We start from the raw sequence: 23,314 nt of genomic DNA on the forward strand, positions 1-23,314 counted from the left end.
CGCCTACTGCCGGTAGGTGGCCAGGAACCGGCCGATGCGGCTGATCGCGGTCTCCAGGTCGTCGGTGCGCGGGAGGGTGACGAAGCGGAAGTGGTCCGGGCGGGGCCAGTTGAAGCCGGTGCCCTGGACGATGTGGATCTTCTCGCGGAGCAGCAGGTCCAGCACGAACCGCTCGTCGTCCACGATCCGGTGCACCGCCGGGTCCAGCTTGGCGAAGGCGTACAGCGCGCCCTTGGGCTTGACGCAGCTGACACCGGGCAGCTCGTTGAGCGCCCGCCAGGCGACGTCGCGCTGCTCGGTGAGGCGGCCGTTCGGCAGGGTGAGGTCGTGGATGGACTGGTGGCCGCCGAGTGCCGCCTGCACCGCGTACTGGGCCGGGACGTTGGGGCACAGCCGCATCCCGGCGAGCATGGTGAGGCCCTCCAGGTAGTCCACGGCGTGCTGCTTGGGGCCGGAGACCGTCAGCCAGCCGCTGCGGAAGCCCGCCACCCGGTACGCCTTGGAGAGGCCGTTGAAGGTGAGCGTGAGGACGTCGTCGCTGAGCGCGGCCAGGCAGTGGTGCTCGGTGCCGTCGTAGAGGATCTTGTCGTAGATCTCGTCGGCGAAGACCATCAGCCCGTGGCGGCGGGCGAGTTCGAGGATGCCCTCCAGCAGCTCCTTCGAGTAGACCGCGCCGGTCGGGTTGTTGGGGTTGATCACGACGATGGCCTTGGTGCGGCTGGTGATCTTGGCGGCGATGTCGTCGAGGTCGGGGAACCAGTCCGCCTCCTCGTCGCACATGTAGTGCACCGCCTTGCCGCCGGCGAACCGCACCACCGCCGTCCAGAGCGGGTAGTCCGGCATCGGGACCAGTACCTCGTCGCCGTCGTCCACCAGTGCCTGCACGCTCATCTGGATCAGCTCGGAGGCGCCGTTGCCGAGGAAGACGTCGTCGACCGTGACGCCCTTGACGCCGCGCTGCTGGTAGTACTGCACCACGGCCCGGCGGGCCGGCAGGATGCCGCGCGAGTCGCTGTAGCCGTGCGCGTTCGGGAGGTTGCGGATGATGTCCTGGAGGATCTCCGCCGGCGCCTCGAAGCCGAACGGTGCCGGGTTGCCGGTGTTCAGCCGCAGGACGGTGTGGCCGGCCTCCTCCAGCGCGTTGGCCTGGTCGACCACCGGGCCACGGATCTCGTAGCACACGTCCTTCAGCTTGCTGGACTGCCGAAACTCCATCAGTGGTCTCCCGAGGCGTCCGTCATCGCACGGTCAGTCTGGTCGCTTTGTTCTACCAATTATCCACTTGGAAAGTCCAACCTATTGGCTATGCTGATCCACATGCCACGCCGAAGCTACGACCAGTACTGCGCCGTCGCCCGGGCCCTGGACGCGGTGGGGGAGCGCTGGAGCCTCCTGATCGTCCGTGAACTCCTCGGCGGCCCACGCCGCTACACCGACCTGCACGCGGATCTGCCAGGTGTCTCCACCGACATCCTGGCCACGCGCCTCAAGCAGCTGGAGAGCGAGGGCCTGGCGGTCCGCCGCAAGCTGGAACGCCCGGCCAGCGCGACGGTCTACCAGCTGACCGAACGCGGCCTGGCGCTCCGCCAGGTCATCGACGCCCTCGGCAGCTGGGGCCTGGAAGCCCTCGGCGAACCCCGGCCCACCGACGCCGTCCGCTCGCACTGGGTGACGAGAGCCTAGGGCCTGACCCTGACGCGTCGGCGCCCCGGTCCACCGGGCGGCCGCCATGCCCCGGCCCCTGACACGCCGGCGCCCCGCTCCGTGGTGGGGCGCCGGCGGGGAACGTCAGGCGGGTTCGGCGATCAGGGCGGTGCCGACCGGACGGAAGCCGACGGCGGCGTAGACCCGGGCGACGTCCTCGTCCCCGGCGGAGAGGAAGACGGTGCGGACGCCGCGGGCGCGGGCGTCGGCCACCAGGGCGGCCGTGACCGCGCGGGCGAGCCCCCGGCGGCGGGCGGTGGGCAGGGTGCCGACGCCGACGATCTCGCTGACCCCGTCCACCGGCTGGTGCATGCCCGAGCACAGCACGACGCCGTCCTCGATCGCGACCGCGACCCGGGTCAGACCCGCGCGGATCCGGCCGGCGACGCGGTCGAGCGAGCCGTCCCGGGTGGCGGTCAGCGTCGCCGTGGCGAGCTCGGCCGGGCCCGCGGTGCCGAGCCGGGTGCCGGGCTCGGCGAAGGCCAGCTGAGGCACCGCCACCGCGGCGGCCAGCGCCGGGTCGCCGGCGTCGAGCAGCCGGACGGCCATGCCGGAGCCGGCCGAGGGCAGGGCTGCCGGCTCGTCCGGGCCGAGCACCATCAGCGGATGCGCGTGCACCCGCAGCCCGGTGGCCTCGGCGGCGGCGCGCAACGACGGGGTCGTCTCGGCCACCCACTCGAAGGCCTCCGGCTGGCCCAGCTCCCGCTGCCGGGCCCGGACCCGCTCGACGTCCTCGGCCCCCACCGGCCCGGCGAAACCCAGTGTCGGCCGGGCGTAGAACGGCCAGCCCGCGCCCTCGCGGACGAACAGCGAGAGCGGGCCGAAGTCCTCGACCCGGGCGCTGCTCCTCGGCACGCCGTCGTAGTACTGCTCAAGGGCGTCCAGCACGGGTGCGGACTCGGGATTGCGGCGATCGGTTGAAGTCACGCGCCGCATCAAAGCAGCGGGAGCCGGTGTTGTCACGGGATTTCACCGGCCGGCGGAGCCGGACCCGCCGGCCTCGGGCGGCCCCGCCGTGGTCCGGCCTCACAGCCGTACCACCGCACCGTCTCACCGCCGGAGCGCGAGCACCGGGGCTCCGGTCCCGGCCGGCGAATGCCGCGCGTACGATCCAGTAACGATGAATCCTGTACCGACGAACGAGACCACCTCCACCGCCCTGGCCCCGTACGGTGGTTGTGACGGTCGGGCGGCCGCGCCCGGGAGCGCCGCGTACTCCCGTTACGTCGCCGTCGGCGACTCCTTCACCGAGGGGATGTGCGACGAGCTGCTGCCCGGCGGCCAGTTCCGGGGCTGGGCCGACCGGGTCGCCGCCGCGCTGGCGGCCGAGCGGCCCGGGGAGGAGTTCCGCTACGCCAACCTCGCCGTGCGCGGCAAGCTCATCGGCCAGATCCACGCGGAACAGGCGGGCCGGGCCGCCGCGATGAACGCCGAACTGGTCACCCTGGCGGGCGGACTGAACGACGTGCTGCGGCCGGGCTGCGACATCGCCGAGGTCAAACGGCTGCTCGGCAGGGCGGCCACCGGACTGCTGGCCGGCGACGGCACCGGACCGGCCCCGACCGTGGTGATGTTCACCAGCACCGACCCGACCCGCAGGTTGGCCGGAAGCGCCCGGCTGCTCCCGGCGATCCTGGAGATGAAGGCCTTCGTCGAGGGACTGGCCAGGCAGCACCCGAACGTCCTGGTGGTGGACCTGTTCTCGGCGCCCTGCTTCGACGACCGGCGGCTGTGGGCGGAGGACCGGCTGCACCTCTCCCCGGAGGGGCACCGCCGGGTCGCGGCCGCCGTGCTGGAGGTGCTCGGCCGCCCGGCGGGCTTCGACTGGCGTGCGCCGCTGCCGCCGGCCGCCCCGCGCGGCCGGGGCGAACGGCTCCGGTCCGACCTGCGCTGGCTGCGGATCCACCTGGGCCCGTGGATCGGCCGCCGCCTCACCGGCCGCTCCTCCGGCGACAACCGCCCGCCCAAGCGGGCTGAACTCCTCCCCTACGAAGGCTGACCCGGGGGTCAGGTCGCACAGGGCGGGCGCCGGCACCGTGCTGAGCACCGCGAAGCCCGGCTTGTACCGGTTCCGGCTGGTGGTCGAGCTGGAGCAGGAGGGCACCAAGGAGAAGCTGTACCTCAACACGGTCGACCACCCGGCGCTGCGGGTGATCGTGGTCTGACGTCCGATGACGCACGAGAGCGGTGCCGCCCGGCCGTTGAGGTCAGGCGGCACCGCTCCAACGTGCCGTACGGGTCACTCGGTACGCAGGCCGTCGGCGCGCATCATCCGCCACAGGGACGGCAGGCTGGCCGCCGTGACCAGCAGCACCACGGCGGCGCCGACCGAACCGAGACCGAGGACGGAACCCCAGTCCGGACTCACCGGGTGGTCGACCATGCTCAGCAGGGCCGTGCCCAGGCCGATCCCGGTGAGGGTCGCCAGCGCGATGCCGAGCACCACGGGCACGGCCGTCTGCCAGAGCACCGAGGCGCAGAGCGTGCCGCGCCGGGTGCCGAAGGCGATCAGCACCGCCAGCAGCCTGCGCCGCTCGCGCAGCTGCTCGACCGTGCCGACCAGCATGCTCGCGCCGATCAGCAGCAGGGTGGCGGTGACCCCGGCGAACAGCGCGCGCTTGATCTGGGCGAACCGGCGGTTCTCGTCGACCGACTGGAACTGGTACACGGCGCCGGTCGGGTCCACCGCGGCGACGGAGTTGCGCAGCCGGTCGTAGGCGTCCGGGTCGCTCTCGTCCACCTTGACGTAGCCGGTGATCCGGGCTCGGCCCAGTGGTACGTCCTTGGCGGCGCCGGGCGTGAGCAGGAGCCCGGGGTGCATCCCGAGCACCGAATCGGGCCGCGGTGTGATCGGGCGGAACGAAGCCGGCAGGGTCCAGTTCGGACGGGGCGCGGGCGGCTGGGAGCCGAAGCCGTAGCCGTAGCCCGCCTCGACCCGCTGGCCCGGCCCGAACCCGGCCGCCTGAGCGGACCGCTCGTCGGTGCCGTCGAGCGAGAAGGCATCGCCGTCGCGGCAGTCACCGACCTCGGCGAGGCTCTGCAGCGCCTCGCACGAGCCGACGGAGAGCGACCAGATGGTGAGCTGCCCGGGGGCGTCGCCGCCGGTGGCGATGCTGAGCACCAGCAGGGAGTGGGCGCCGGTGACCCCCGGGGTGGCGCGCAGCCGCCGGTCGAACTCGGCGGGGGCGATCCGGCCCTGGGCCGCCAGAACGGTCACACGGGCCTGCGCCTTGCTCAGATCAAGGCCGGTCTGCTCGCGGAAGTCGCCCTCGATGCCGCTGAACAGCATCTGCAGCGCGATCGCCCCGGCCGCCGCGACGGCGATACCGCTGACCACCCGGGCCGAGGTGCCGCTGTCCAGCTGGAGCCGGCGGACCGCCAGCTGCCAGGCCACCGGTCCGCCGTGCAGCCGGGCCACCACGGACTCGATCAGCCACGGCAGCAGTGCGGTGACACCGACCAGGACCAGCACCACGCCGCCGGCCACCTGGTACTCGTTGAAGCCCTGCCGGGCGCCCGAGCCGCCGAACAGCGGGGTCAGCAGGGCGACACCGGCGACCGGCGGCAGCAGCCGCCACCAGACCCGCCGGCGCGGCGCCCGGGCCTGCCGGAACACGCCGAGCGGCTCCACCACCACGCCGCGCATGGCGAGCAGGGTGACCGCGATGGCGGCCGCCGGGACGGCCAGTACGGTGAGCGCGGCCAGCGGCGGGCTCGGTCGGAGGTCGGCCGGGAACAGGCTGATGTCGAACAGTACGATGCCGCGCACCAGTTGACGGCCGAAGAGGAACGTCACCGCACCGACCAGCACGCCGATCAGCGCCCCGAACGCGGCCTCCCCGGCGGCGATCCGCCGGATCATCCGGGTGTCCGCGCCGACCAGCCGCAGTGCCGCCAGCCGGCGGTCGCGGCGCTCGCCGCCGAACCGGACGGCCGCGGCCACGAACACGGCGACCGGCAGCAGCAGCACCACGAAACCGATGATCACCAGTAGCACCAGGATCGGGCTCATCGGCTCGGTTTCGGGCCGGCTCCCGAAGGAGCTGATCCGGTAGCCCACCCCGCCCGCGGGGTCGAGCCGGTCGGTGCCCGCGTAGTAGTAGTACTCGGCCGGGCCGATCAGTCCGGCGTCGCCGATGGTGCCGATGATCCGCTGCGGGAGGCGTTCGCGCAGCAGTGCGTTGCCGGGGGCCTCCAGCAGCCCGCGCAGCGCGGGTGAGACGACCATCTCACCGGGCCCCGGCATGGCACGGAGGCCGGGCGGCAGCGGGGCCTTCGGGCCGTCGGGCTGGAGCAGCCGGCCGGTGATGGCCTCGTCGCGGAACTTGGTGGAGACGGTGTCGAGGACCAGGGTGTCCGCGGCGGGCTTGTCGGCCCGGTCGAAGTCGAGCCGGGCGTAGCTCCGGTCTTGGCGGGCCTGGAGGGCGTCCGGGATCGAGGTCGCGACCAGCAGCAGGGCGACACCGAGACCGACCCCGAAGGCGGTCATCGCGGTGCGCAGCCAGCCCTGGCGGCCCCCGCTCAGCGCGAGGCGGCCGCCGAACAGCAGGTCGGCGGCCCAGGCCCGGAGCGGCCCGCGGGCCGGGACCGGGGCGGGCGCTGAAGTCCCTTGCTGGCCCTGGGTATCGTGGCCCTTGGTCCCGGTCGAGCCGGCGGTGGTCGGGCTCATCCGATCCGCTCCGCGTTCAGCGCCCGGCCGTCCCGGACGACCACCTCGCGGTCCGAGTAGGCGGCGACCCGGGGCTCGTGCGTCACCAGCACCACGGCCGCGCCGGACTCCTTGGCGGCGGCGGTGAACAACTGCATCACCCGCTCGCCGTTGAGCGAGTCCAGGGCGCCGGTCGGCTCGTCGGCGAAGATCACCCGAGGGCCGGTGACCAGCGAGCGTGCGACCGCCACCCGCTGGCCCTGCCCGCCGGAGACCTCGCCGGGGCGCTTGCGGCCCAGGTCGTCGACCTCCAGGCGGGCCATCCACTCGGCGGACCGCCGCTCGGCCTCGGCGCGCCGTACGCCGGCCAGCCGCAGCGGCAGGGCGACGTTCTCCAGACAGCTCAACTCCGGTACCAGCTGGCCGAACTGGAAGACGAAGCCGAACTCGCTCCGGCGCAGCGCACTGCGCTCGGCGTCGCTCATCGCGGTCAGCAGCCGCCCGTCGTAGTAGACCTGGCCGGAGTCCGGCGGGACGATCCCGGCCAGGCAGTGCAGCATGGTGGACTTGCCGGAGCCGGAGGGCCCCATCACGGCGACCACCTCACCGGCCCGGACGTGCATCTCGGCGCCGACCAGGGCCTCGGTGGGGCCGAAGGACTTGTGCAGGTCGACGGCGGAGAGCAGTGGCGGGGGCGTGGAGAGGTCGGACGTACCGTTCGTCGGCATGCCGGTCATCGGCGGACCTCCGCGGCTAGCTGGTCGAGCCGCGCGGCGGTGAGCTCCAGCCAGCGCAGGTCGGCCTCCAGGTGGAACAGGGCGTGGTCGCAGACCAGCTGGTCGGCGAGGTCGCCGCCGACCTTGCGGCGGGTGAGTTCGCGCATCAGCCGCAGGTGCTCGGCGCGCTGGACGTCCAGGATCTCGGTGGCCGGTCGGCCGGTGAGCAGTGCGAGCACCACCTTGGTGTAGAGGGTGCTCTGCAGGTACGGCTCGGGCTTCTCGGGGCGGCCGAGCCACTCGGCCATGTCGGCCACCCCGGCGTCGGTGATCGCGTACCGCTTGCGCTCGGGGCCGTCGCCCGGTTCGGTGCCGTCGACCTCGACCAGCCCGTTCTTCAGCAGGCGCGAGAGGGTCGCGTACACCTGCCCGTACGCGAGCGGGCGGCCCTGGCCGAAGCGCTGGTCGTAGGTCCGCTTGAGGTCGTAACCGTGTCTGGGCCCGGTCTCCAGGAGCCCGAGAAATGCCTGTCCGATTGCCATGGCAGGACCATACACCAGGTGTATACACGTGGTGTATACACCTGGTGGCTACGGGGTCGGGCAGACGGTCGGGGTAGCGGGGAGGGGGTGCGCGGCGCAGGCGGGGAAGCCCCGGTCGCCCGGGGGTGCGGGGAGCCGCGCGGGCTGGCTTCCCGCACCCCCGGGCGTTCCTCGGTCAGGCCACCCGGATGGGCCCGCGGCGCAGCTGCGGGGCCGGCTGCCGCGCGGCAGCCGGGGAGACGGTGGCACGCCAGAGGCGGGCGGCGGACGAGAGCGAGGCGGCCAGCAGCAGACCGTTGCGCACCACGATGACCAGGGTGCCCTTCCAGCCGCCGCTGATCAGCGCGTCGAAGAAGAGCGGGTAGTCGACGGTGGTGACCGCGGTCGCGAGCAGGACCAGCAGCGCGACCGGCCGCTGGCTGGAGCCGCGCTGGGTGAGGCAGACCGCCGCGAGCCCGATCAGCCAGATCAGGTACTGCGGGCTGATCACCCGGCTGGTCACGGTGAACAGCAGCACCGCGGTGAGCGCCGCGTCGTACGGCGTGGCGGCACTCCAGCGCTGCGCGCGGAAGCGCCAGAGCAGTAGCCAGCCGAAGGCGAGCGCGGTGAGCAGCAGCGAGGCCCGGGCGACGGTGTGGACGTAGGGGCCGAGGAACTCCAGCGAGCCGTAGTGCTGGTCGACGTCACCGGGCCAGCCGAGGACGCGGGCCACCTGGAGCAGGCTGCCCCCCAGCGACTCGATCTCCACACCGCGCCCCTTCTGGGCGGTGAGGAAGTCGAACGCGCCGTGGAAGAGCGTGGCCAGCACCAGCAGCAGCGCGGCGGCCGAGGCGCACATCGCCACCCAGACCTGCCGACTGCCGCGGCCGCGCGGCGCACCGAGCACCACAAGCGCGGGCCAGACCTTGACCATGGCGGCGATCCCGGCGAGCGCCCCGCCCATCCTCGGGCGACTGGGCAGCAGAAGCAGCGCGGCCATCGCGAGGGCGGTGACCGGCAGGTCGTACCGGCCGTAGGGCAGGCCGAGCATCAGCGGCAGCGCCATCGCCCACATCCACGCCCCGGCGGTGGAACGGCCGCGGTGCACACCGCCGTTGCGGCGCAGTGAGACCCGGACCAGAGCGGCCTGGGTGACCGCGTCGGTGGCGAGCATCAGCAGCGCGAACGCCTGGAGGTAGGTCAGGAAGGGCAGCAGGGCGGGGGCGAGCATCGCCAGCGCGGCGCCGGGCGGGTACTGCCAGGTGACATCGCCGACGGGGAAGGTGCCGGTCTGGAGGATCTGGAACCAGCCGTGGTAGGTCCGGTGGACCTCGATGGCCTGTTCGGCCTTGCCGGACTTGAGCATCCCGATCATGACCATGCGGCTGGCGAGCCAGTAGCCGGCCAGGGCGAGCGCCTCGCGCGGCCAGGTTTCCGGTCTGGTCCAGCGGAACGGACCCGCCTGGGGCATGCCCCACTGGGTGACCGGTGTCGGGGCCTGAGCCACCATCGCCTCCACGAGAAGGTGCTGTGTGATCTATCTCATATCAGAAGGATCAGGTCGGATGATCACCGTTCGGTTGCGTGTCACCGACCGTCAGCACAACGCGCCACGCCGCTCGAAGGACACGCCCGCACCCCCCTCCGGGCGGCGGTACCTGCCAGAATGCAGGCGAACCGCAGGACGTCCGCACGCTGTGTGAAACGGTCGACGCGGAACGCTCAACTCTGAACCAGGAGAAGGTGGCCGGCTTCGTGACCATGCCAGTCGAACGCAAGATCGCCGAAGAACTGGGCGTCCGCGAAGGGCAGGTGAAGGCGGCCGTCGACCTGCTCGACGGCGGAGCCACCGTCCCCTTCGTCGCCCGCTACCGCAAGGAAGCCACCGGTTCGCTCGACGACGCCCAGCTGCGAACCCTGGAGGAGCGGCTGCGCTACCTGCGCGAGTTGGAGGAGCGGCGCACCGCCGTCCTGGAGTCCATCGAGGCCCAGGGCAAGCTCGACGACACCCTGCGCGCCCAGATCCTCGGGGCCGACTCCAAGGCGCGGCTGGAGGACATCTACCTGCCGTACAAGCCCAAGCGGCGGACCAAGGCGCAGATCGCCCGCGAGGCCGGGCTCGAACCGCTCGCCGACTCCCTGCTCGCCGACCCCGGCCAGGACCCGAAGGAGCTGGCCGCCGGCTACCTGAACGACTCGGTCACCGACCAGGCCGCCGCGCTGGAGGGGGCCCGCGCCATCCTGGTGGAGCGCTTCGGCGAGGACGCCGACCTGGTGGGCGGCCTGCGCGAGCGGATGTGGACCCGCGGCCGGCTGGTCGCCACCGTCCGCGAGGGCAAGGAGCAGGAAGGCGCCAAGTTCGCCGACTACTTCGACTTCGCCGAGCCCTACACCAAGCTCCCCTCGCACCGCATCCTGGCCATGCTGCGCGGTGAGAAGGAGGAGATCCTCGACCTCGAACTCTCGCCCCTGGACGGCGAGGAGAGCACCGACCTGCCCGGGACGAGCGACTACGAGCAGCGGATCGCCGCCCGCTTCGGCATCGCCGACCGGGGCCGCCCCGCCGACAAGTGGCTCACCGACACCGTCCGCTGGGCCTGGCGCACCCGCATCCTGGTCCGGCTCGGCATCGACCTGCGCACCCGGTTGCGCCAGGAGGCCGAGGACGAGGCGGTCCGGGTCTTCGCCGCCAACCTGCGCGACCTGCTGCTCGCCGCCCCCGCCGGCACCCGCGCCACGATGGGCCTGGACCCCGGCTTCCGTACCGGCGTGAAGGTCGCCGTGGTGGACGCCACCGGCAAGGTCGTCGCGCACAGCACCATCTACCCGCACCAGCCCGCCAACAAGTGGGACGCCGCCCTGGCCACCCTCGCCGAGCTGGCGAAGAAGCACTCGGTGGAGCTGGTCGCCATCGGCAACGGCACCGCTTCCCGGGAGACCGACAAGCTCGCCGACGACCTGATCAAGCGCCACCCCGAGCTGAAGCTCACCAAGGCGATGGTCTCCGAGGCCGGCGCCTCGGTCTACTCGGCCTCCGCGTTCGCCTCCCAGGAACTGCCCGACCTGGACGTCTCCATCCGGGGCGCGGTCTCCATCGCCCGCCGGCTCCAGGACCCGCTGGCCGAACTGGTCAAGATCGACCCCAAGTCGATCGGCGTCGGCCAGTACCAGCACGACCTCAGCGAGGTGAAGCTCTCCCGCTCGCTGGACGCCGTGGTCGAGGACTGCGTCAACGCCGTCGGCGTCGACGTCAACACCGCCTCCGCCCCGCTGCTCACCCGGGTCTCGGGCGTCACCGCCACCCTCGCCGACAACATCGTGGCCCACCGCGACGCCAACGGCCCGTTCCACACCCGCAAGGACCTCAAGGGCGTGGCCCGGCTCGGACCGAAGGCCTTCGAGCAGTGCGCCGGCTTCCTGCGCATCCCCGGCGGCGACGACCCGCTGGACGCCTCCAGCGTGCACCCCGAGGCGTACCCGGTGGTCCGCCGGATCCTCGCCCAGGCCGGCGGGGCGCTGGGCGAGCTGATCGGCAACAGCGAACGACTGCGCACCCTGCGCCCGGCCGACTTCGCCGACGAGACCTTCGGCGTGCCGACCGTCACCGACATCCTCGCCGAGCTGGACAAGCCGGGCCGCGACCCGCGCCCGGCCTTCCGCACCGCCGTCTTCAAGGAGGGCGTCGACAAGATCGGCGACCTGGAGGTCGGCATGGTGCTGGAGGGCGTGGTCACCAACGTCGCCGCGTTCGGCGCGTTCGTGGACGTGGGCGTGCACCAGGACGGCCTGGTCCACGTCTCGGCGCTGTCGCGGAACTTCGTCAAGGACCCGCGCGAGGTGGTCAAGCCCGGCGACATCGTCCGGGTCCGGGTCACCTCGGTGGACGTCCAGCGCAAGCGGATCGGCCTCACCCTCCGGCTGGACGACGAGGTCGCCCCGGGCACCGGCGGCTCCGGCGGGGAGGGACGGCGCGACCGCGGCCCGCGTCCGCCGCGCCAGGAGCGGCGCGGAATGGGTGACCGGCGTGAGGGCGAGCGCCGCGGCGGCGACCGTCGCGGCGGGGGACCGGCCCCGATCGCCAACAGCGCGATGGCCGACGCACTGCGCCGGGCCGGCCTGACCGGCGGCGACTCCGGCAGGCGCTGACCCTTCCGCGGTAGCCCGGTGACAGCTGACCGGATGTCACCGGGCTTCCGCTGCAGGATGGTTACGAATCCTCCTGCGGTCCCATCGGAACGCCGGATACCACACCTAGAGTGGCGACATGTTCGTCTACGCGGTGCCCGGTCTGTTCCTGCTGCTCTTCGTCGTCGGTGTACTGCGGGACCGCCGCCGGTTCAGCAACGCCGTCCACCTCGGCCTGCTCGTCACCTCGCTCTCCGTCGCGGTGATCGGCGCGCACGACCGGCTCCCGCCGGCGGCGGTCGCACTGCTGGCCGCGGCGATCCTGCTGCTCCCCACGCTGGGCACGCTGGTGCTCGCCGTCCTGCTGATCCTCAACGGCCGGACGATGCTGCGCAAGGAGGGGCGGAGCCTGCCCAACCTGCTGTCGCTGCTGGTGGGTCTGGGCATCCTCGGCCTCATCGGGCTGATGGCGCAGGCCGCGTTCACCCACTCCCGCACGCTGGCGGTGCTGACCGGCACCCTGCTGCTGGTGACCGGCTACGTCGCGTTCCTGTTCGTCTGCTTCGTCGGCTACGCCTTCCTCTACGGCCGCTACGGCCGGCTGACGGCGGCCGGGAAGGCGGACTTCGTGGTGGTGCTCGGCTCCGGGCTGATCGGCGGCTCCCGGGTCTCGCCGCTGCTGGCCAGCCGGCTGGAGCGCGGCCGCGCCGTGTACGAGCGGCAGGTCGCGCGCGGGCACGCACCGGTACTGATCACCTCGGGCGGCCGGGGCCCCGACGAGCACCTGTCCGAGGCCGAGGCGATGGCCGACTACCTGACGGAGCGCGGCTTCCCGGCCGATCGAATAGTCCGCGAGGACCGCTCCCGGACCACCGAGGAGAACCTGACGTACAGCAGGGCGATCATGGAGCAGGCCGAGCCCGGCTACCGGTGCGTGATCGTCACCAACAACTTCCACGCCTTCCGGGCCGCGCTGCTGGCCCGCAGCACCGGGGTCAACGGCCACGTCGTGGGCTCGCACACCGCCGCGTACTACTGGCCCAGCGCGACCATCCGCGAGTTCGCCGCCGTCTTCCTCGCCCACCGGGCGGTCAACTTCGGCGTGTGCCTGCTGATCGGCCTGCTCGGGCTGGCCGCCTGGTGGCGGCTGTGACCGGCCGGGGCCGGCCGGCCGACTGCCGTGCGCGGCAGGTCAGTCGGCCCGCGATCGGGACTCGGCATGGTGGCCGGGGCCGGCCGACTGCCGTACGGGGCAGGTCAGTCGGCCCGCGCTCGGGACTCGACGGCGAGATCGACGAGCTCGCCCCACCAGGCCTCCCGGCCCTGGGTGAGCAGTCGACGGGCTTCCTCGGGGGCCACCGCGCGGACCTCGACGACCTGTTCGCCGTCCTCCGGGTTGGTCGGGGCGGAGTCCACCGTCACCTCGGCCCAGCCCCAGAGCCAGGCCTTCTCCGGGTGCGGCTGCCACGGCCGGTACGGCACCGGCCGGTCCGTCACACACCGGTGCGCGCCGATCCACGCCGGCGCCCCGGCCAGCCGCGCACCGGCCTCCTCGCGCAACTCCCTCACCAGGCACGACTCGATGCTCTCCGCTTCCTCCCGGGTGCCGCCCGGCAGGAACCAGTGCCCGCGCGCGTCGCGGCAGAGCACCACCCCGCCGTCCGAGAACCCCACCAGATGGATGTTGGTGATCAGTGCGTCCGGTGGCAGCTCGGCCGAGAACCGGGCGTCGATACCGCCCCAGGCCCAACGCTGCGGCGCGTGCAGTCGGGGGAAGCGGGCTGCCAGGTCGGCGAGTTCTGCTGCTCTGTCAGTGGTGTCCGTCATCGGAAAATCGTAGTCCCGGCGGACGGTGGGCGCTGCTGGCCGCTCACGGTGCTGTCGTCGGCAACGGGATTCCGGCTGGGCAAGCCGCCCCCGGAGGCCATCCGGGGGCGGGAGCCGGGGGTTCGTCAGCCGGCGTACTGGGCGAAGACCTTCGAGAACTCGTACGGCGACTGCGGGATGTTGGTGCACTTGAAGAGCGGGCCGGTGCAGGCGGCGGCGTCCCGGGTCATCTCCCAGAAGGCCAGCACCCCGAGGTGGTGCTGCTGGGCGAAGGCCACCAGTTGCCGCGCGGCGGCCTGGTTGAAGACGCCGTGGTCGTCGTTCTCGCCGAGCATCGGGGTGACCCCGGTCATCGCCCAGAGCCGGGCGTCGGTGCTCGCCGGGTAGAGCGCGGCGAGCTGGTCGTGGGTGGACTGCGCGGCCTGGACGGCGTCGGCGCCGTAGTCGGTGCTCGGCCGGTTGTAGTCCATCGCCATCACGTTCACCAGGTCCAGGTCGACCCCGGCGTCGCGGGCGGAGCTGACCACGGCGAGGCCGTCGGCGGTCAGGCCCTCCGGCAGCACCGGCAGGGTGAGCGAGACCTTCAGGCCGGGGTGGGCGTGCTGGAGCCTGGCCAGCGCGGCCGAACGGCGGTCGTTGGCGGCCGTGTCGACCACGGCGGTGCCCTCGATGTCGAAGTCCACGTACTTCAGGTTGTAGGCGTTCACCACGGCGTCGTACTCGGCGAAGAGCGAGTCCACCGTCGAGCAGGCCTGGGCGAGTTCGGTGCCGGAGGCTCCGCCGAAGGAGACCTTGACGTCACCGCCGGCCGCGCGGACGGCGTCGATCTGGTCCTCGGCCCAACCGCTGCGGGGATCATAGGCGTTGAACCAGGACGCCTTGCAGCCGGCCGGCGCGGTGATGAACGCCAGGGTGAAGGACTTGAGGTTTCCCTTGGCCGACATGTCCCCGAGCGAGGGGGTCGGCCAGGCACCCATGTCCACGTACGGGGCCACCGGGACCGCGACGTTCGGTGGCGGGGGCGCGGTCCGGCTGGAGCTCGGCGAGGGCGAGGGCGAAGTGCTGCCCGGCGGCGGGGAGGTGGGCGGCGGCGTGCCGCCCGGCCCGGCGAGCACCACGTCGTCGGCGAGGTAGGCGCCCTGGCCGTACCAGCCGTGCAGGTAGACGGTGACGCTGGTGGTGCTCGGGCCGGTGGTGAAGCCGGTGCTCAGCTGCTGCCAGGAATTGCCGCCGGGCGTCCAGACGGCCGGGTCGGTGACCCCGGATCCGGTCGCGCCGAGGTAGACGTACCGGCCCCGGATCCAGGCGCTCAGCGAGTACGTGGTGTTCGGCTGGACACTGACGCTCTGCTCGCACTGGGCGGTGTCGCTGCCGCTCGCGGCGCCCTGGAGGGCGTACGAGCCGCTGTGCGCGCTGGAGTTGACCACTGAGCCGGTGCCGCCGGAACAGCTCCACGGGCCGAGCGAACCGCTCTCGAAGCCGGGGTTGGCGAGCAGGTTCCCGTCCGCCGCACTGGCGTTGACGCCCAGTGCGGTCAGCGCGCCGGCGGCGAGCGCGGCGGCGCAGCCGATCGGCAGGAGCTTGGCTGCCCGTCCGGTGCGCCGGGAGGACGTTCGGGTGGGGCGGTTGAGAGCGCGTGGCATGCGGGGCTGCCTTTCGGGACACGCCGAGGAGACCGGGCACGGGGGCATGGGGGAGCGGCCGGCGGTCGGCTGTTGGGGTGGTCCTGAGGACGGCGGGTGGGCCCGCCCTGCCCATCAAAATGGACTGGACCACTGTGCACGTCAAGCGTTCCGCCGGGTTTTGCGGCGTACTTGGGGTGATCTCGCAGCCGTGGGCGCGGGCTCCGGTGGTGATCCGGAGCCCCGCGCCCGCGGCGTCCGGTCAGGTGTTCGCGGCAGCGCGCAGCACCGCGGCGGCCATCTCCCCGTCGATCATGCGATAGTCAACGGGCACCAATGGTCCGACGGTCAGTCAGAATTCATGCTTCGGTCGAGGTTTTCGTTCCATCGGTCCGGGGCGCGGTGGCCCGGTACGTGGGGCCGGGTGCGCCGTGGACCGCGGGAAGCCGTGGAGCTCCCCGCGGCCCACGGCGCGCCGGTGGGCGGACGCTCCGGGGAAGCGTTCAGGCGGCGGGCCGCTCCGTGATCCAGATCAGCCTGCGGCCGGTCTCGGCGGGTGCGGTGGGCTCGAAGTCGTCCACCCGGTCCAGCCGGTAGCCGAGCTTGCGCGGGACGGCGGCGCTGGCCAGGTTGCCCTCGTCGCAGTGGATCTCCACCCGGCCGACGCCCGGTAGGGCGAGCGCGGCCTCGGTCAGTGCGCGGGCCGCGGCGGTCGCCAGGCCGCGGCCGACGTGGTCGACGGCGACCCAGTAGCCGATCTCCAACGCGCCCGGGCCGATCCGCCCGTGCAGGCCGAAGGCGCCGACCACGCTCCCCGGCCGGTCGTCCGCGCCGAGCAGGTACATGAAGTCGCTGCCCGCCTGCCAGGCGTTCACCCCGGCCCGGGCCATCTCCCGGGTGTGGTCCAGGCTCGGCGTCTCCCCTGCCCATTCCATCCACGGCCGCAGGTGGTCGAGGCTGGCTGTCACGGCGGCGTTCAGCTCGGGGGCGTCCACCACCGTACGGCGGCGTAGCGAGAACCCGCCCGGCAGCGGGATCAGCTCGGGCGGGTGCCCCTCGGTGACGGCGGCGAGCTCGTTGGTGCTTTGACTCATGACCGGATTATTTCCCTCCGGTATCAGCGCCGAACAGCGGTTTTCTGGGGGCATGTCAGCTCTCGGGGGCGCATGGGCGAGCGGTGCGGGCCGGTTGCGGACCGTTGCGGTGGCGGTGCGACGGCGCGGAGGGTGCGAGCGGCACTCGCGGCGCGGGCGGCGGTGGGCTGCGGCGGGCGGCGGCCGGCCGGGTCAGAGGCGGATCAGGACCCGGTCGAGGTCCTTTCGGCGCAGGTCCGGCACCCGTGCGCCCTCCGCCGGGTAGCCGACCGGGACGACGTACGCGGCACGCTCCTCGGCCGGGCGTCCGCACACCTCGTTGAGGAAGCGCATCGGGCTGGGCGTGTGGGTGAGGGTGGCGAGGCCGGCCTGGTGCAGGGCGGCGAGCAGCAGGCCGACGGCGATGCCGACCGACTCCTTGGTGTAGTACGGGCGCGGCGACTGCGGGCCCTTGTGTACCTCGAAGACCACGATCACGGCGGGGGCGTCCTCCAGGAACGGCTTGCGCCAGTCCGTTCCGATCGGCCGGAGGGCTTCGAGCCACTCCTCGGAGGCGCGGTGCCCGTAGAACTCGCGCTCCTCCGCCTCGGCGGCCTCGCGCAGGCGCCGCTTGCGCTCCGGGTCGGTGATCACCACGAACCGCCAGGGCTGGACGTGCGCGCCGCTGGGTGCGGTGGCGGCGGTACGGACCGCCCACTCGATCACATCGTCGGGGATCGGGCGGGTGGAGTAGTCGCGGACGGTCCGGCGCTGCGACATCACGTCGTGGAAGGCCCTGCAGCGGGCTGCGGCCTCGTCGGCGGGCACCGTCATGGGGCGGAGCGGAACCGTCGGGCATCCGGCTGCTGTCGATGCACTGTCAACCATGTCGCCCAGCACAGCACATGACACGGCGCGACGGAAGGGCAGCGCAGGGCCGCGGCAGCGAGCAGCCGCCGCACGCGCGGCCCTGCCCTGCCCTTCCGCCGCGGCGCCGCGGTCTCAGCGCTCCCGGACCCGGCCCGCGGTGACCTCGATGCGGCGGTTGACCGAAACGGTGTCGAGCATCCGTCGGTCGTGGGTCACCAGCAGCAGGGTGCCGGTGTACGAGGCGAGGGCGGACTCCAGCTGCTCGATGGCGGGCAGGTCCAGGTGGTTGGTGGGCTCGTCCAGGACCAGCAGGTTCACCCCGCGGGCCTGGAGCAGGGCGAGCGCCGCCCGGGTCCGCTCGCCGGGGGAGAGGGTGTCGGCCGGGCGCAGCACATGGGCCGCCTTCAGGCCGAACTTGGCCAGCAGGGTGCGGACCTCCTCCGGCGGGAGCTCCGGCGTCGCCGCCGCGAACGCCTCCACCAGCGGCTGTGCGCCGAGGAACAGGCCGCGCGCCTGGTCCACCTCGCCGACCACCACGCCCGAGCCCAACGAGGCGCTGCCGCCGTCCAGTTCGAGCCGCCCGAGCAGCGCGGCCAGCAGCGTGGACTTGCCCGCGCCGTTGGCGCCGGTGATCGCGACCCGGTCGGCCCAGTCGATCTGCAGGTCCACCGGCCCGAAGACGAAGTCCCCGCGCTCGACCGAAGCCGCGCGCAGGGTGGCGACCACCGAGCCGGAGCGCGGCGCGGTGGCGATCTCCATCCGCAGCTCCCACTCCTTGCGCGGCTCCTCGACCACCTCCAGGCGCTCGATCATGCGCTGGGTCTGCCGGGCCTTGGCGGCCTGCTTCTCGGTCGACTCCTGCCGCATCGCGCGGCCGATCTTGTCGTTGTCGCCGCCCTTGCGGCGGGCGTTGCGGACGCCGTGCTCCATCCAGTTCCGCTGCGTCCGGGCCCGCACCTCCAGGCCCGCCCTGGTGTCCGCGTACTCCTCGTACTGCTCGCGGGCGTGGCGGCGGGCCACCGCGCGCTCCTCCAGGTAGGCCTCGTAGCCGCCGCCGTATAGGTTGACCTGCTGCTGGTGCAGGTCCAGTTCCAGCACCCGGGTGACCGTGCGGGCCAGGAACTCGCGGTCGTGGCTGACCAGCAGGGTGCCCGCGCGCAGGCCCTTGACGAAGGACTCCAGGCGCTCCAGGCCGTCCAGGTCCAGGTCGTTGGTGGGCTCGTCCAGCAGGAACACGTCGTAGCGGGAGAGCAACAGCGAGGCCAGCCCCGCGCGGGCGGCCTGGCCGCCGGAGAGCCCGGTCATCGGCGCGTCCAGGCTCACCTTGAGACCCAGCGAGTCGGCGACCTCCTCCGAGCGCTCCTCCAGGTCGGCGCCGCCCAGGTCCAGCCAGCGGTCCAGACCGGCCGCGTAAGCGTCGTCCGCGCCCGGACGGCCCTCGACCAGGCCCTCGGTGGCCTCGTCCAGTGCGGCCTGCGCCGCGGCCACGCCGGTACGGCGGGCCAGGAAGTCGCGGACCGACTCACCCGCGCGGCGCTCCGGCTCCTGCGGCAGGTGGCCGACGTTGGCGGTCGGCGGGTTCAGCCTGATGGTGCCGCTCTCGGGGGTGGAGAGACCGGCCAGCGTCCGCAGCAGGGTGGACTTGCCCGCACCGTTGACCCCGACCAGGCCGACCACGTCGCCGGGGGCGACGACCAGGTCCAGGCCGGAGAACAGGGTGCGGTCGCCGTGGCCGGCGGAGAGGTCGTTGATTACGAGAGTGGCGCTCATGATGCCCCCGATCCTATCCGCGACGGCGGAGGACCCTCTTCGGCGGCGGAAAACCCCTTTGCGGGCGCGGGGCGGGCTCCCTACCGTTGATCCCGTTGCCGCCAGACGAGGAGAAGGCCGTTGCTCTACTGAGGTTGCGAGACATCGCCCCCACGCACCCCGACGTGTGCGTGGCGTGAGCGTGCGACCTCGGCGGCGGGCACCTTCCCTGCGCCTCCTCGCGATCTCCTTCCCTTCGCGACCGCACCGCGCGGTGTCTCCCGTGTAGCTCCCCACCCGCAGCGAACACACCGGAGGCCTCCATGGCACATTCCACCACCACCGTCCTCTGCGCCGACCTGGGCTTCGAGTGGGCCGACGGCACCGTCGTCCTGAACGGATTCCACCTCGCAGTCGGCACCGGCCGCACCGGCCTGATCGGGCTCAACGGAGCGGGCAAGTCCACTCTGCTGCGCCTGATCGCAGGCGAACTCACCCCCGCCACCGGCACCGTCCACATCAGCGGCGAGTTCGGCTACCTGCCCCAGGACCTCACCCTGGACACCGCGCAGCGCGTGGACGAGGCGCTCGGCATCCGGGCCGCCCGCGAGGCGCTGCACGCCATCGAGTCCGGCGACACCGACGAGCGGCACTTCGCCGCGATCGGCGAGGACTGGGACGTCGAGGAGCGCGCCCGCGCCACCCTCGACAAGCTCGGCCTCGGACGCCTTGACCTCGACCGCACCACCGGCGAACTCTCCGGCGGCGAGGCGGTGCTGCTGCACCTGGCCGCGCTGCTGCTGCGCCGCCCGGACGTACTGCTGCTGGACGAGCCGACCAACAACCTTGATCGGCACGCCCGTTCACTGCTCTACCAGGCCGTCGAGAGCTGGCCCGGGGTCATGGTCATCGTCAGCCACGACCGCGAACTGCTCCAGCACGTCGACCAGATCGCCGAGCTGCGCGACGGCATGGTCACCTGGTACGGCGGCAACTTCGCGGCCTACGAGCGCACCGTGGCCGCCCAGCAGGAGACCGCCGAGCGGCTGGTACGGGTCGCCGAGGCCGACGTCCAGCGGCAGCAGCGCGACCTGATCGAGGCCCGTACCAAGCTCGCCCGCAGCGCCAGCTACGGCAAGAAGCGCTCGGTGCAGCGCAACGACCCGAAGATCTTCGCCGGCAAGTTCAAACGACAGGCCGAGGAGACGGCCGGGCGGGTGAAGGGCATGCACGCCGAACGCCTCGCCGAGGCCAAGGAGCGGCTCACCGCAGCGGAGGAGGCCGTCCGGGACGACGCCGAGATCCGGATCGACCTCCCGCGCACCTTCGTCCCGCCGGGCCGCACCGTGCTGCACCTCGACCGGGTCCGGCTGCCGTACGGCGCCCACGCCGACCTGGAGCTGCGCGGGCCCGAGCGGATCGCGCTGGTCGGCCGGAACGGCGCGGGCAAGACCACCCTGCTGCGCACCATCGCGGGTGAACTCGCCCCGTCAGCCGGGGAGATCAGCGTGCCGGTGCCCATGCGCTACCTGCCGCAGCGCCTCGACCTGCTGGACGACGGCCGCTCGGTGGCCGACAACGTCAAGGCGTACGCGCCCGGGGCGGGCGACAATGCGATCCGGGCCCGGCTGGCCCGTTTCCAGTTCCGGGGCGCGCGGGCCGAACAGCTCGCGGGCACCCTCTCCGGCGGCGAGCGCTTCCGGGCCGCACTGGCCGCCCTGCTGCTCGCCGACCCGCCGCCGCAACTGCTGCTGCTGGACGAGCCGACCAACAGCCTCGACCTGGCCAGCGTCCGCCAGCTCACCCAGGCGCTGGCCGGCTACCAGGGCGCGCTCATCGTGGCCAGCCACGACGTGCCGTTCCTGCGCGGGATCGGGATCACCCGATGGCTGGAGCTGGACGGCGAGTTGCGGACCGTCGACGCACTCTGACGGTTACTCGCCCGCTCGCCTACGGGCCCTCGTACCCGGTGCCGACGCTCGTCCCTCGCCCTCCTTGCCCGCCATCGGGCGGGTCCCCCCAGCCTCCGGCCGGGGGGACCCGCCCCCAGCCTCCGGCCGGGGGGACCCCCGCTGCTCGGGGCGGGACGTTGAGGGACGACCGGAGGGGTGCCACGAGTCGGTGCCCCTCCGGTAGCATCCCCGCATGCCAGCGCTCAGTATTGAGTACACGGAGCTCGAACTCGCGGCGATCCGCGAGGCCGCCGCCGCGGACGGCAAGAGTGTCAAGGCGTATGTGCACGACCTGAGCGTCCGTGAGCAGAAGCGGCGCACCTTCGTCAGCCATGCGGTGGCCTTCTGGAACGCCCACGTCGAGGAGTTCGACGCGGCCTTCCCCGAGGACGCCCCCGACGCCGAACACCGCGGCGGTGCGCGCCCCGATCCGGCCGCCGCCTGACAATGCTCCGGGTCGACATCCGCTGGCTGCTCGACGTCCAGGAGCTGGCCTCACCCGAGGACCTCAGCGTGCGCGACTACTCCGCCCTGCAGGCCGCCGTCGCCCGCCACCGGGTCAACACCGTGCAGCTCGGCCATGACGCCGATCCGGCCTGGTGTGCGGCCGCCCTGATGCACACCATCGTGCTGCTGCGGCCGCTGCCCGTCCGCAACAACCTCTACGCCTGCATGGCCACCGCCGCCTACATGCACGCCGCCGACGAGGGCATCGACCCGCCGTACGGTGCCTTGGTCGAACTGGCCCGCGACGTGGCCGAGGGCACCGCGGACGTCTTCACCGCTGCCCGGCGCATCCGCGCCTGGCGGATCTGAACCGCTCCGCGCGCCGGGCCGACGCCTCCGGTCGGTGACCGTCCGAACACGTGCGGCCGGACATCGGTGCGATCCCTTGACAGCTGGAACACCTGCTGGATTACTGGCGTTCACACCGCCGATGACCGAATGTTCGGTCGGCATGCGGGCTGGCGGCATGACCGACGGCAGGGCCGGCCGCAGCCGATCCGAGAGGACGTGCCGATGAGCCACACCCCGACCGAAAGCTCCGGAGGCGGCCGGCGCCTCGGCGAGCCGACCCCGGCGGAACTCCTCGACGCCGGGGAGCGGATGGGCCGCGAGGAGCTCAGGGCCCACCAACTCGTCCAGCTGCGCGCCACGCTGCGCCACGCGTACGACCATGTCGAGCTCTACCGGCGGAAGTTCGACGCGGCCGGGGTGGGTCCCGAGGACTGCCGCACGCTGGAGGACATCGCCCGGTTCCCCTTCACCACCAAGGCGGACCTGCGGGACTCCTACCCGTTCGGGATGTTCGCCGTCCCGATGGCCGAGGTTCGCCGGCTGCACGCCTCCAGCGGGACCACCGGGCGGCCCACCGTGGTCGGCTACACCGAGCACGACCTCTCGCTCTGGGCCGACCTGGTGGCCCGCTGCATCCGCGCGGCCGGCGGCCGCCCCGGGCACCGGGTGCACATCGCCTACGGGTACGGGCTGTTCACCGGGGGGCTGGGCGCGCACTACGGGGCGGAGCGGCTCGGCTGCACCGTCATCCCCGCCTCCGGCGGCATGACCGCCCGGCAGGTCCAGCTGATCCAGGACCTCCGGCCCGAGATCATCATGATCACGCCGTCCTATCTGCTCACCCTGTTGGACGAGTTCGAGCGCCAGGGCATCGACCCGCGCGGAACCTCGCTGCGGACCGGCATCTTCGGCGCCGAGCCGTGGACCGAGGAGATGCGCCGCGAGATCGAGCAGCGGATGGGCATCCACGCGGTGGACATCTATGGGCTGTCCGAGGCGCTCGGTCCCGGTGTGGCGCAGGAGTGCGTGGACACCAAGGACGGACTGCACCTGTGGGAGGACCACTTCCTGCCCGAGATCGTGGACCCGCTCACCGACCAGGTGCTGCCCGACGGAACGGGCGGCGAGTTGATCCTCACCTCGCTCACCAAGGAGGCGCTGCCGGTCATCCGCTACCGAACCCGCGATCTGACCCGGCTGCTGCCCGGCACCGCACGTCCGGCCTTCCGCCGGATCGAGAAGATCACCGCGCGCTGCGACGACATGATCATCCTTCGCGGGGTCAACGTGTTCCCGAGCCAGATCGAGGAGATCGCGCTGCGAACGCCCGGCGTGGCACCGCACTTCCAGCTGCGGCTGTCCCGGCGCGGCCGGCTGGACCACATGACGGTCCGGGTCGAGGCACGTCCGGACACCGGGCCCGAGCGGCGCGCGGCGGCCGCCGAGGAGATCGCCAGGAGCGTCAAGGACGGAGTGGGCGTCACGGTCGAGGTGGAGGTCGTCGAACCGGAGACGCTGGAGCGCTCGGTCGGCAAGATCCGCCGCGTGGTCGACCTCCGGGAACGTTGAGGCCCTGCGGCGGGCTCGGTTCGCCCGGAAGCCACAACCCGGCCGACCGGCCATCGCTCATCCACGTCGGCGGCGACCGACCGGCACGTCGTACAGGCCGTCGCCCTGGAGGGCTTGGTCAGGTCGGTGCGGCGATCGGT

At 72.8% G+C, this 23,314-nt stretch carries 19 protein-coding genes and 1 pseudogene; 9 read left to right on the forward strand and 11 right to left on the reverse strand.

All coding sequences use genetic code 11. The features are described 5' to 3' along the window. Positions 1 to 3: 3 nt before the first annotated feature. Complete coding sequence (locus ACZ5ON_RS02560) at positions 4 to 1,215, reverse strand: pyridoxal phosphate-dependent aminotransferase (protein ID WP_465584157.1); 1,212 nt, start codon at positions 1,213 to 1,215, stop codon at positions 4 to 6. 102 nt (positions 1,216 to 1,317) lie between these two features. Here ACZ5ON_RS02560 and ACZ5ON_RS02565 point away from each other — a divergent pair. Further along, a pseudogene (locus tag ACZ5ON_RS02565) lies at positions 1,318 to 1,668 on the forward strand (winged helix-turn-helix transcriptional regulator); the annotation flags it as partial. Positions 1,669 to 1,788: 120 nt separating this feature from the next. On the opposite strand, the gene ACZ5ON_RS02570 reads toward ACZ5ON_RS02565, so the two are convergent. Continuing rightward, entirely contained in the window at positions 1,789 to 2,640 is an 852-nt protein-coding gene (locus ACZ5ON_RS02570) for a GNAT family N-acetyltransferase (RefSeq protein WP_465584160.1), read from the reverse strand. 184 nt (positions 2,641 to 2,824) lie between these two features. On the opposite strand from ACZ5ON_RS02570, the gene ACZ5ON_RS02575 reads away from it, so the two are divergent. Together ACZ5ON_RS02575 and ACZ5ON_RS02580 are read left to right on the forward strand one after the other, a co-directional pair. Beyond that, the gene (locus ACZ5ON_RS02575; RefSeq protein WP_465584164.1) at positions 2,825 to 3,703 is read left to right on the forward strand and encodes an SGNH/GDSL hydrolase family protein; all 879 of its coding nucleotides are present in this window, start codon (positions 2,825 to 2,827) and stop codon (positions 3,701 to 3,703) included. Positions 3,704 to 3,740: 37 nt separating this feature from the next. Next, positions 3,741 to 3,869: a hypothetical protein gene (locus tag ACZ5ON_RS02580; RefSeq protein ID WP_465584167.1), complete on the forward strand. Its 129-nt coding sequence runs from the start codon at positions 3,741 to 3,743 to the stop codon at positions 3,867 to 3,869. A 74-nt stretch (positions 3,870 to 3,943) separates the two neighbouring features. Here ACZ5ON_RS02580 and ACZ5ON_RS02585 read toward each other — a convergent pair whose 3' ends face one another. The 4 genes from ACZ5ON_RS02585 to ACZ5ON_RS02600 all read right to left on the reverse strand — a co-directional run bounded on the left by ACZ5ON_RS02585 (position 3,944) and on the right by ACZ5ON_RS02600 (position 9,099). Continuing rightward, positions 3,944 to 6,373, reverse strand: a complete 2,430-nt coding sequence (locus ACZ5ON_RS02585; RefSeq protein WP_465584172.1) for an FtsX-like permease family protein — start codon at positions 6,371 to 6,373, stop codon at positions 3,944 to 3,946. Further along, entirely contained in the window at positions 6,370 to 7,080 is a 711-nt protein-coding gene (locus tag ACZ5ON_RS02590) for an ABC transporter ATP-binding protein (RefSeq protein WP_465585284.1), read from the reverse strand. The genes ACZ5ON_RS02585 and ACZ5ON_RS02590 overlap by 4 nt, the downstream gene beginning before the upstream one ends. A 5-nt stretch (positions 7,081 to 7,085) precedes the next feature. Continuing rightward, positions 7,086 to 7,610 (reverse strand): PadR family transcriptional regulator, encoded by a 525-nt coding sequence (locus ACZ5ON_RS02595; RefSeq protein ID WP_465584177.1) that lies wholly within the window; start codon positions 7,608 to 7,610, stop codon positions 7,086 to 7,088. Positions 7,611 to 7,785: 175 nt separating this feature from the next. Beyond that, entirely contained in the window at positions 7,786 to 9,099 is a 1,314-nt protein-coding gene (locus ACZ5ON_RS02600) for a glycosyltransferase 87 family protein (RefSeq protein ID WP_465584180.1), read from the reverse strand. A gap of 251 nt (positions 9,100 to 9,350) precedes the next feature. On the opposite strand from ACZ5ON_RS02600, the gene ACZ5ON_RS02605 reads away from it, so the two are divergent. Together ACZ5ON_RS02605 and ACZ5ON_RS02610 are read left to right on the forward strand one after the other, a co-directional pair. Beyond that, positions 9,351 to 11,735, forward strand: coding sequence for a Tex family protein (locus ACZ5ON_RS02605; RefSeq protein ID WP_465585286.1), 2,385 nt, complete (start codon positions 9,351 to 9,353; stop codon positions 11,733 to 11,735). Between the two features lie 118 nt (positions 11,736 to 11,853). Further along, a complete protein-coding gene (locus ACZ5ON_RS02610; protein WP_465584184.1) occupies positions 11,854 to 12,867 on the forward strand; it encodes a YdcF family protein in 1,014 nt (337 codons plus the stop codon). Between the two features lie 104 nt (positions 12,868 to 12,971). Here the strand turns inward: ACZ5ON_RS02610 and ACZ5ON_RS02615 are convergent, their stop codons facing one another. The 5 genes from ACZ5ON_RS02615 to ACZ5ON_RS02635 all read right to left on the reverse strand — a co-directional run bounded on the left by ACZ5ON_RS02615 (position 12,972) and on the right by ACZ5ON_RS02635 (position 18,876). Next, on the reverse strand, positions 12,972 to 13,541 hold the full coding sequence (locus ACZ5ON_RS02615) for an NUDIX domain-containing protein (protein ID WP_465584187.1): 570 nt from the start codon (positions 13,539 to 13,541) through the stop codon (positions 12,972 to 12,974). A gap of 125 nt (positions 13,542 to 13,666) precedes the next feature. Then, the gene (locus ACZ5ON_RS02620) at positions 13,667 to 15,184 is read right to left on the reverse strand and encodes a carbohydrate binding domain-containing protein (RefSeq protein ID WP_465584191.1); all 1,518 of its coding nucleotides are present in this window, start codon (positions 15,182 to 15,184) and stop codon (positions 13,667 to 13,669) included. A gap of 482 nt (positions 15,185 to 15,666) precedes the next feature. Continuing rightward, complete coding sequence (locus ACZ5ON_RS02625; protein ID WP_465584198.1) at positions 15,667 to 16,257, reverse strand: GNAT family N-acetyltransferase; 591 nt, start codon at positions 16,255 to 16,257, stop codon at positions 15,667 to 15,669. 192 nt (positions 16,258 to 16,449) lie between these two features. Continuing rightward, positions 16,450 to 17,124, reverse strand: coding sequence for a nitroreductase family protein (locus tag ACZ5ON_RS02630; RefSeq protein WP_465584201.1), 675 nt, complete (start codon positions 17,122 to 17,124; stop codon positions 16,450 to 16,452). A gap of 114 nt (positions 17,125 to 17,238) precedes the next feature. Continuing rightward, complete coding sequence (locus ACZ5ON_RS02635) at positions 17,239 to 18,876, reverse strand: ABC-F family ATP-binding cassette domain-containing protein (protein WP_465584206.1); 1,638 nt, start codon at positions 18,874 to 18,876, stop codon at positions 17,239 to 17,241. 302 nt (positions 18,877 to 19,178) lie between these two features. Here ACZ5ON_RS02635 and ACZ5ON_RS02640 point away from each other — a divergent pair, with 302 nt between their 5' ends. From ACZ5ON_RS02640 to paaK, 4 genes are all read left to right on the forward strand, one after another. Beyond that, entirely contained in the window at positions 19,179 to 20,786 is a 1,608-nt protein-coding gene (locus ACZ5ON_RS02640) for an ABC-F family ATP-binding cassette domain-containing protein (protein ID WP_465584209.1), read from the forward strand. Between the two features lie 214 nt (positions 20,787 to 21,000). Continuing rightward, on the forward strand, positions 21,001 to 21,252 hold the full coding sequence (locus ACZ5ON_RS02645) for a hypothetical protein (RefSeq protein ID WP_465584212.1): 252 nt from the start codon (positions 21,001 to 21,003) through the stop codon (positions 21,250 to 21,252). A 2-nt stretch (positions 21,253 to 21,254) separates the two neighbouring features. Continuing rightward, positions 21,255 to 21,623 (forward strand): toxin Doc, encoded by a 369-nt coding sequence (locus ACZ5ON_RS02650; RefSeq protein WP_465584215.1) that lies wholly within the window; start codon positions 21,255 to 21,257, stop codon positions 21,621 to 21,623. Positions 21,624 to 21,827: 204 nt separating this feature from the next. Beyond that, positions 21,828 to 23,174: a phenylacetate--CoA ligase PaaK gene (gene paaK / locus ACZ5ON_RS02655; protein ID WP_465584218.1), complete on the forward strand. Its 1,347-nt coding sequence runs from the start codon at positions 21,828 to 21,830 to the stop codon at positions 23,172 to 23,174. Positions 23,175 to 23,314 lie beyond the last annotated feature (140 nt).

The sequence above is a fragment of the Kitasatospora sp. NPDC032150 genome (assembly GCF_055579945.1).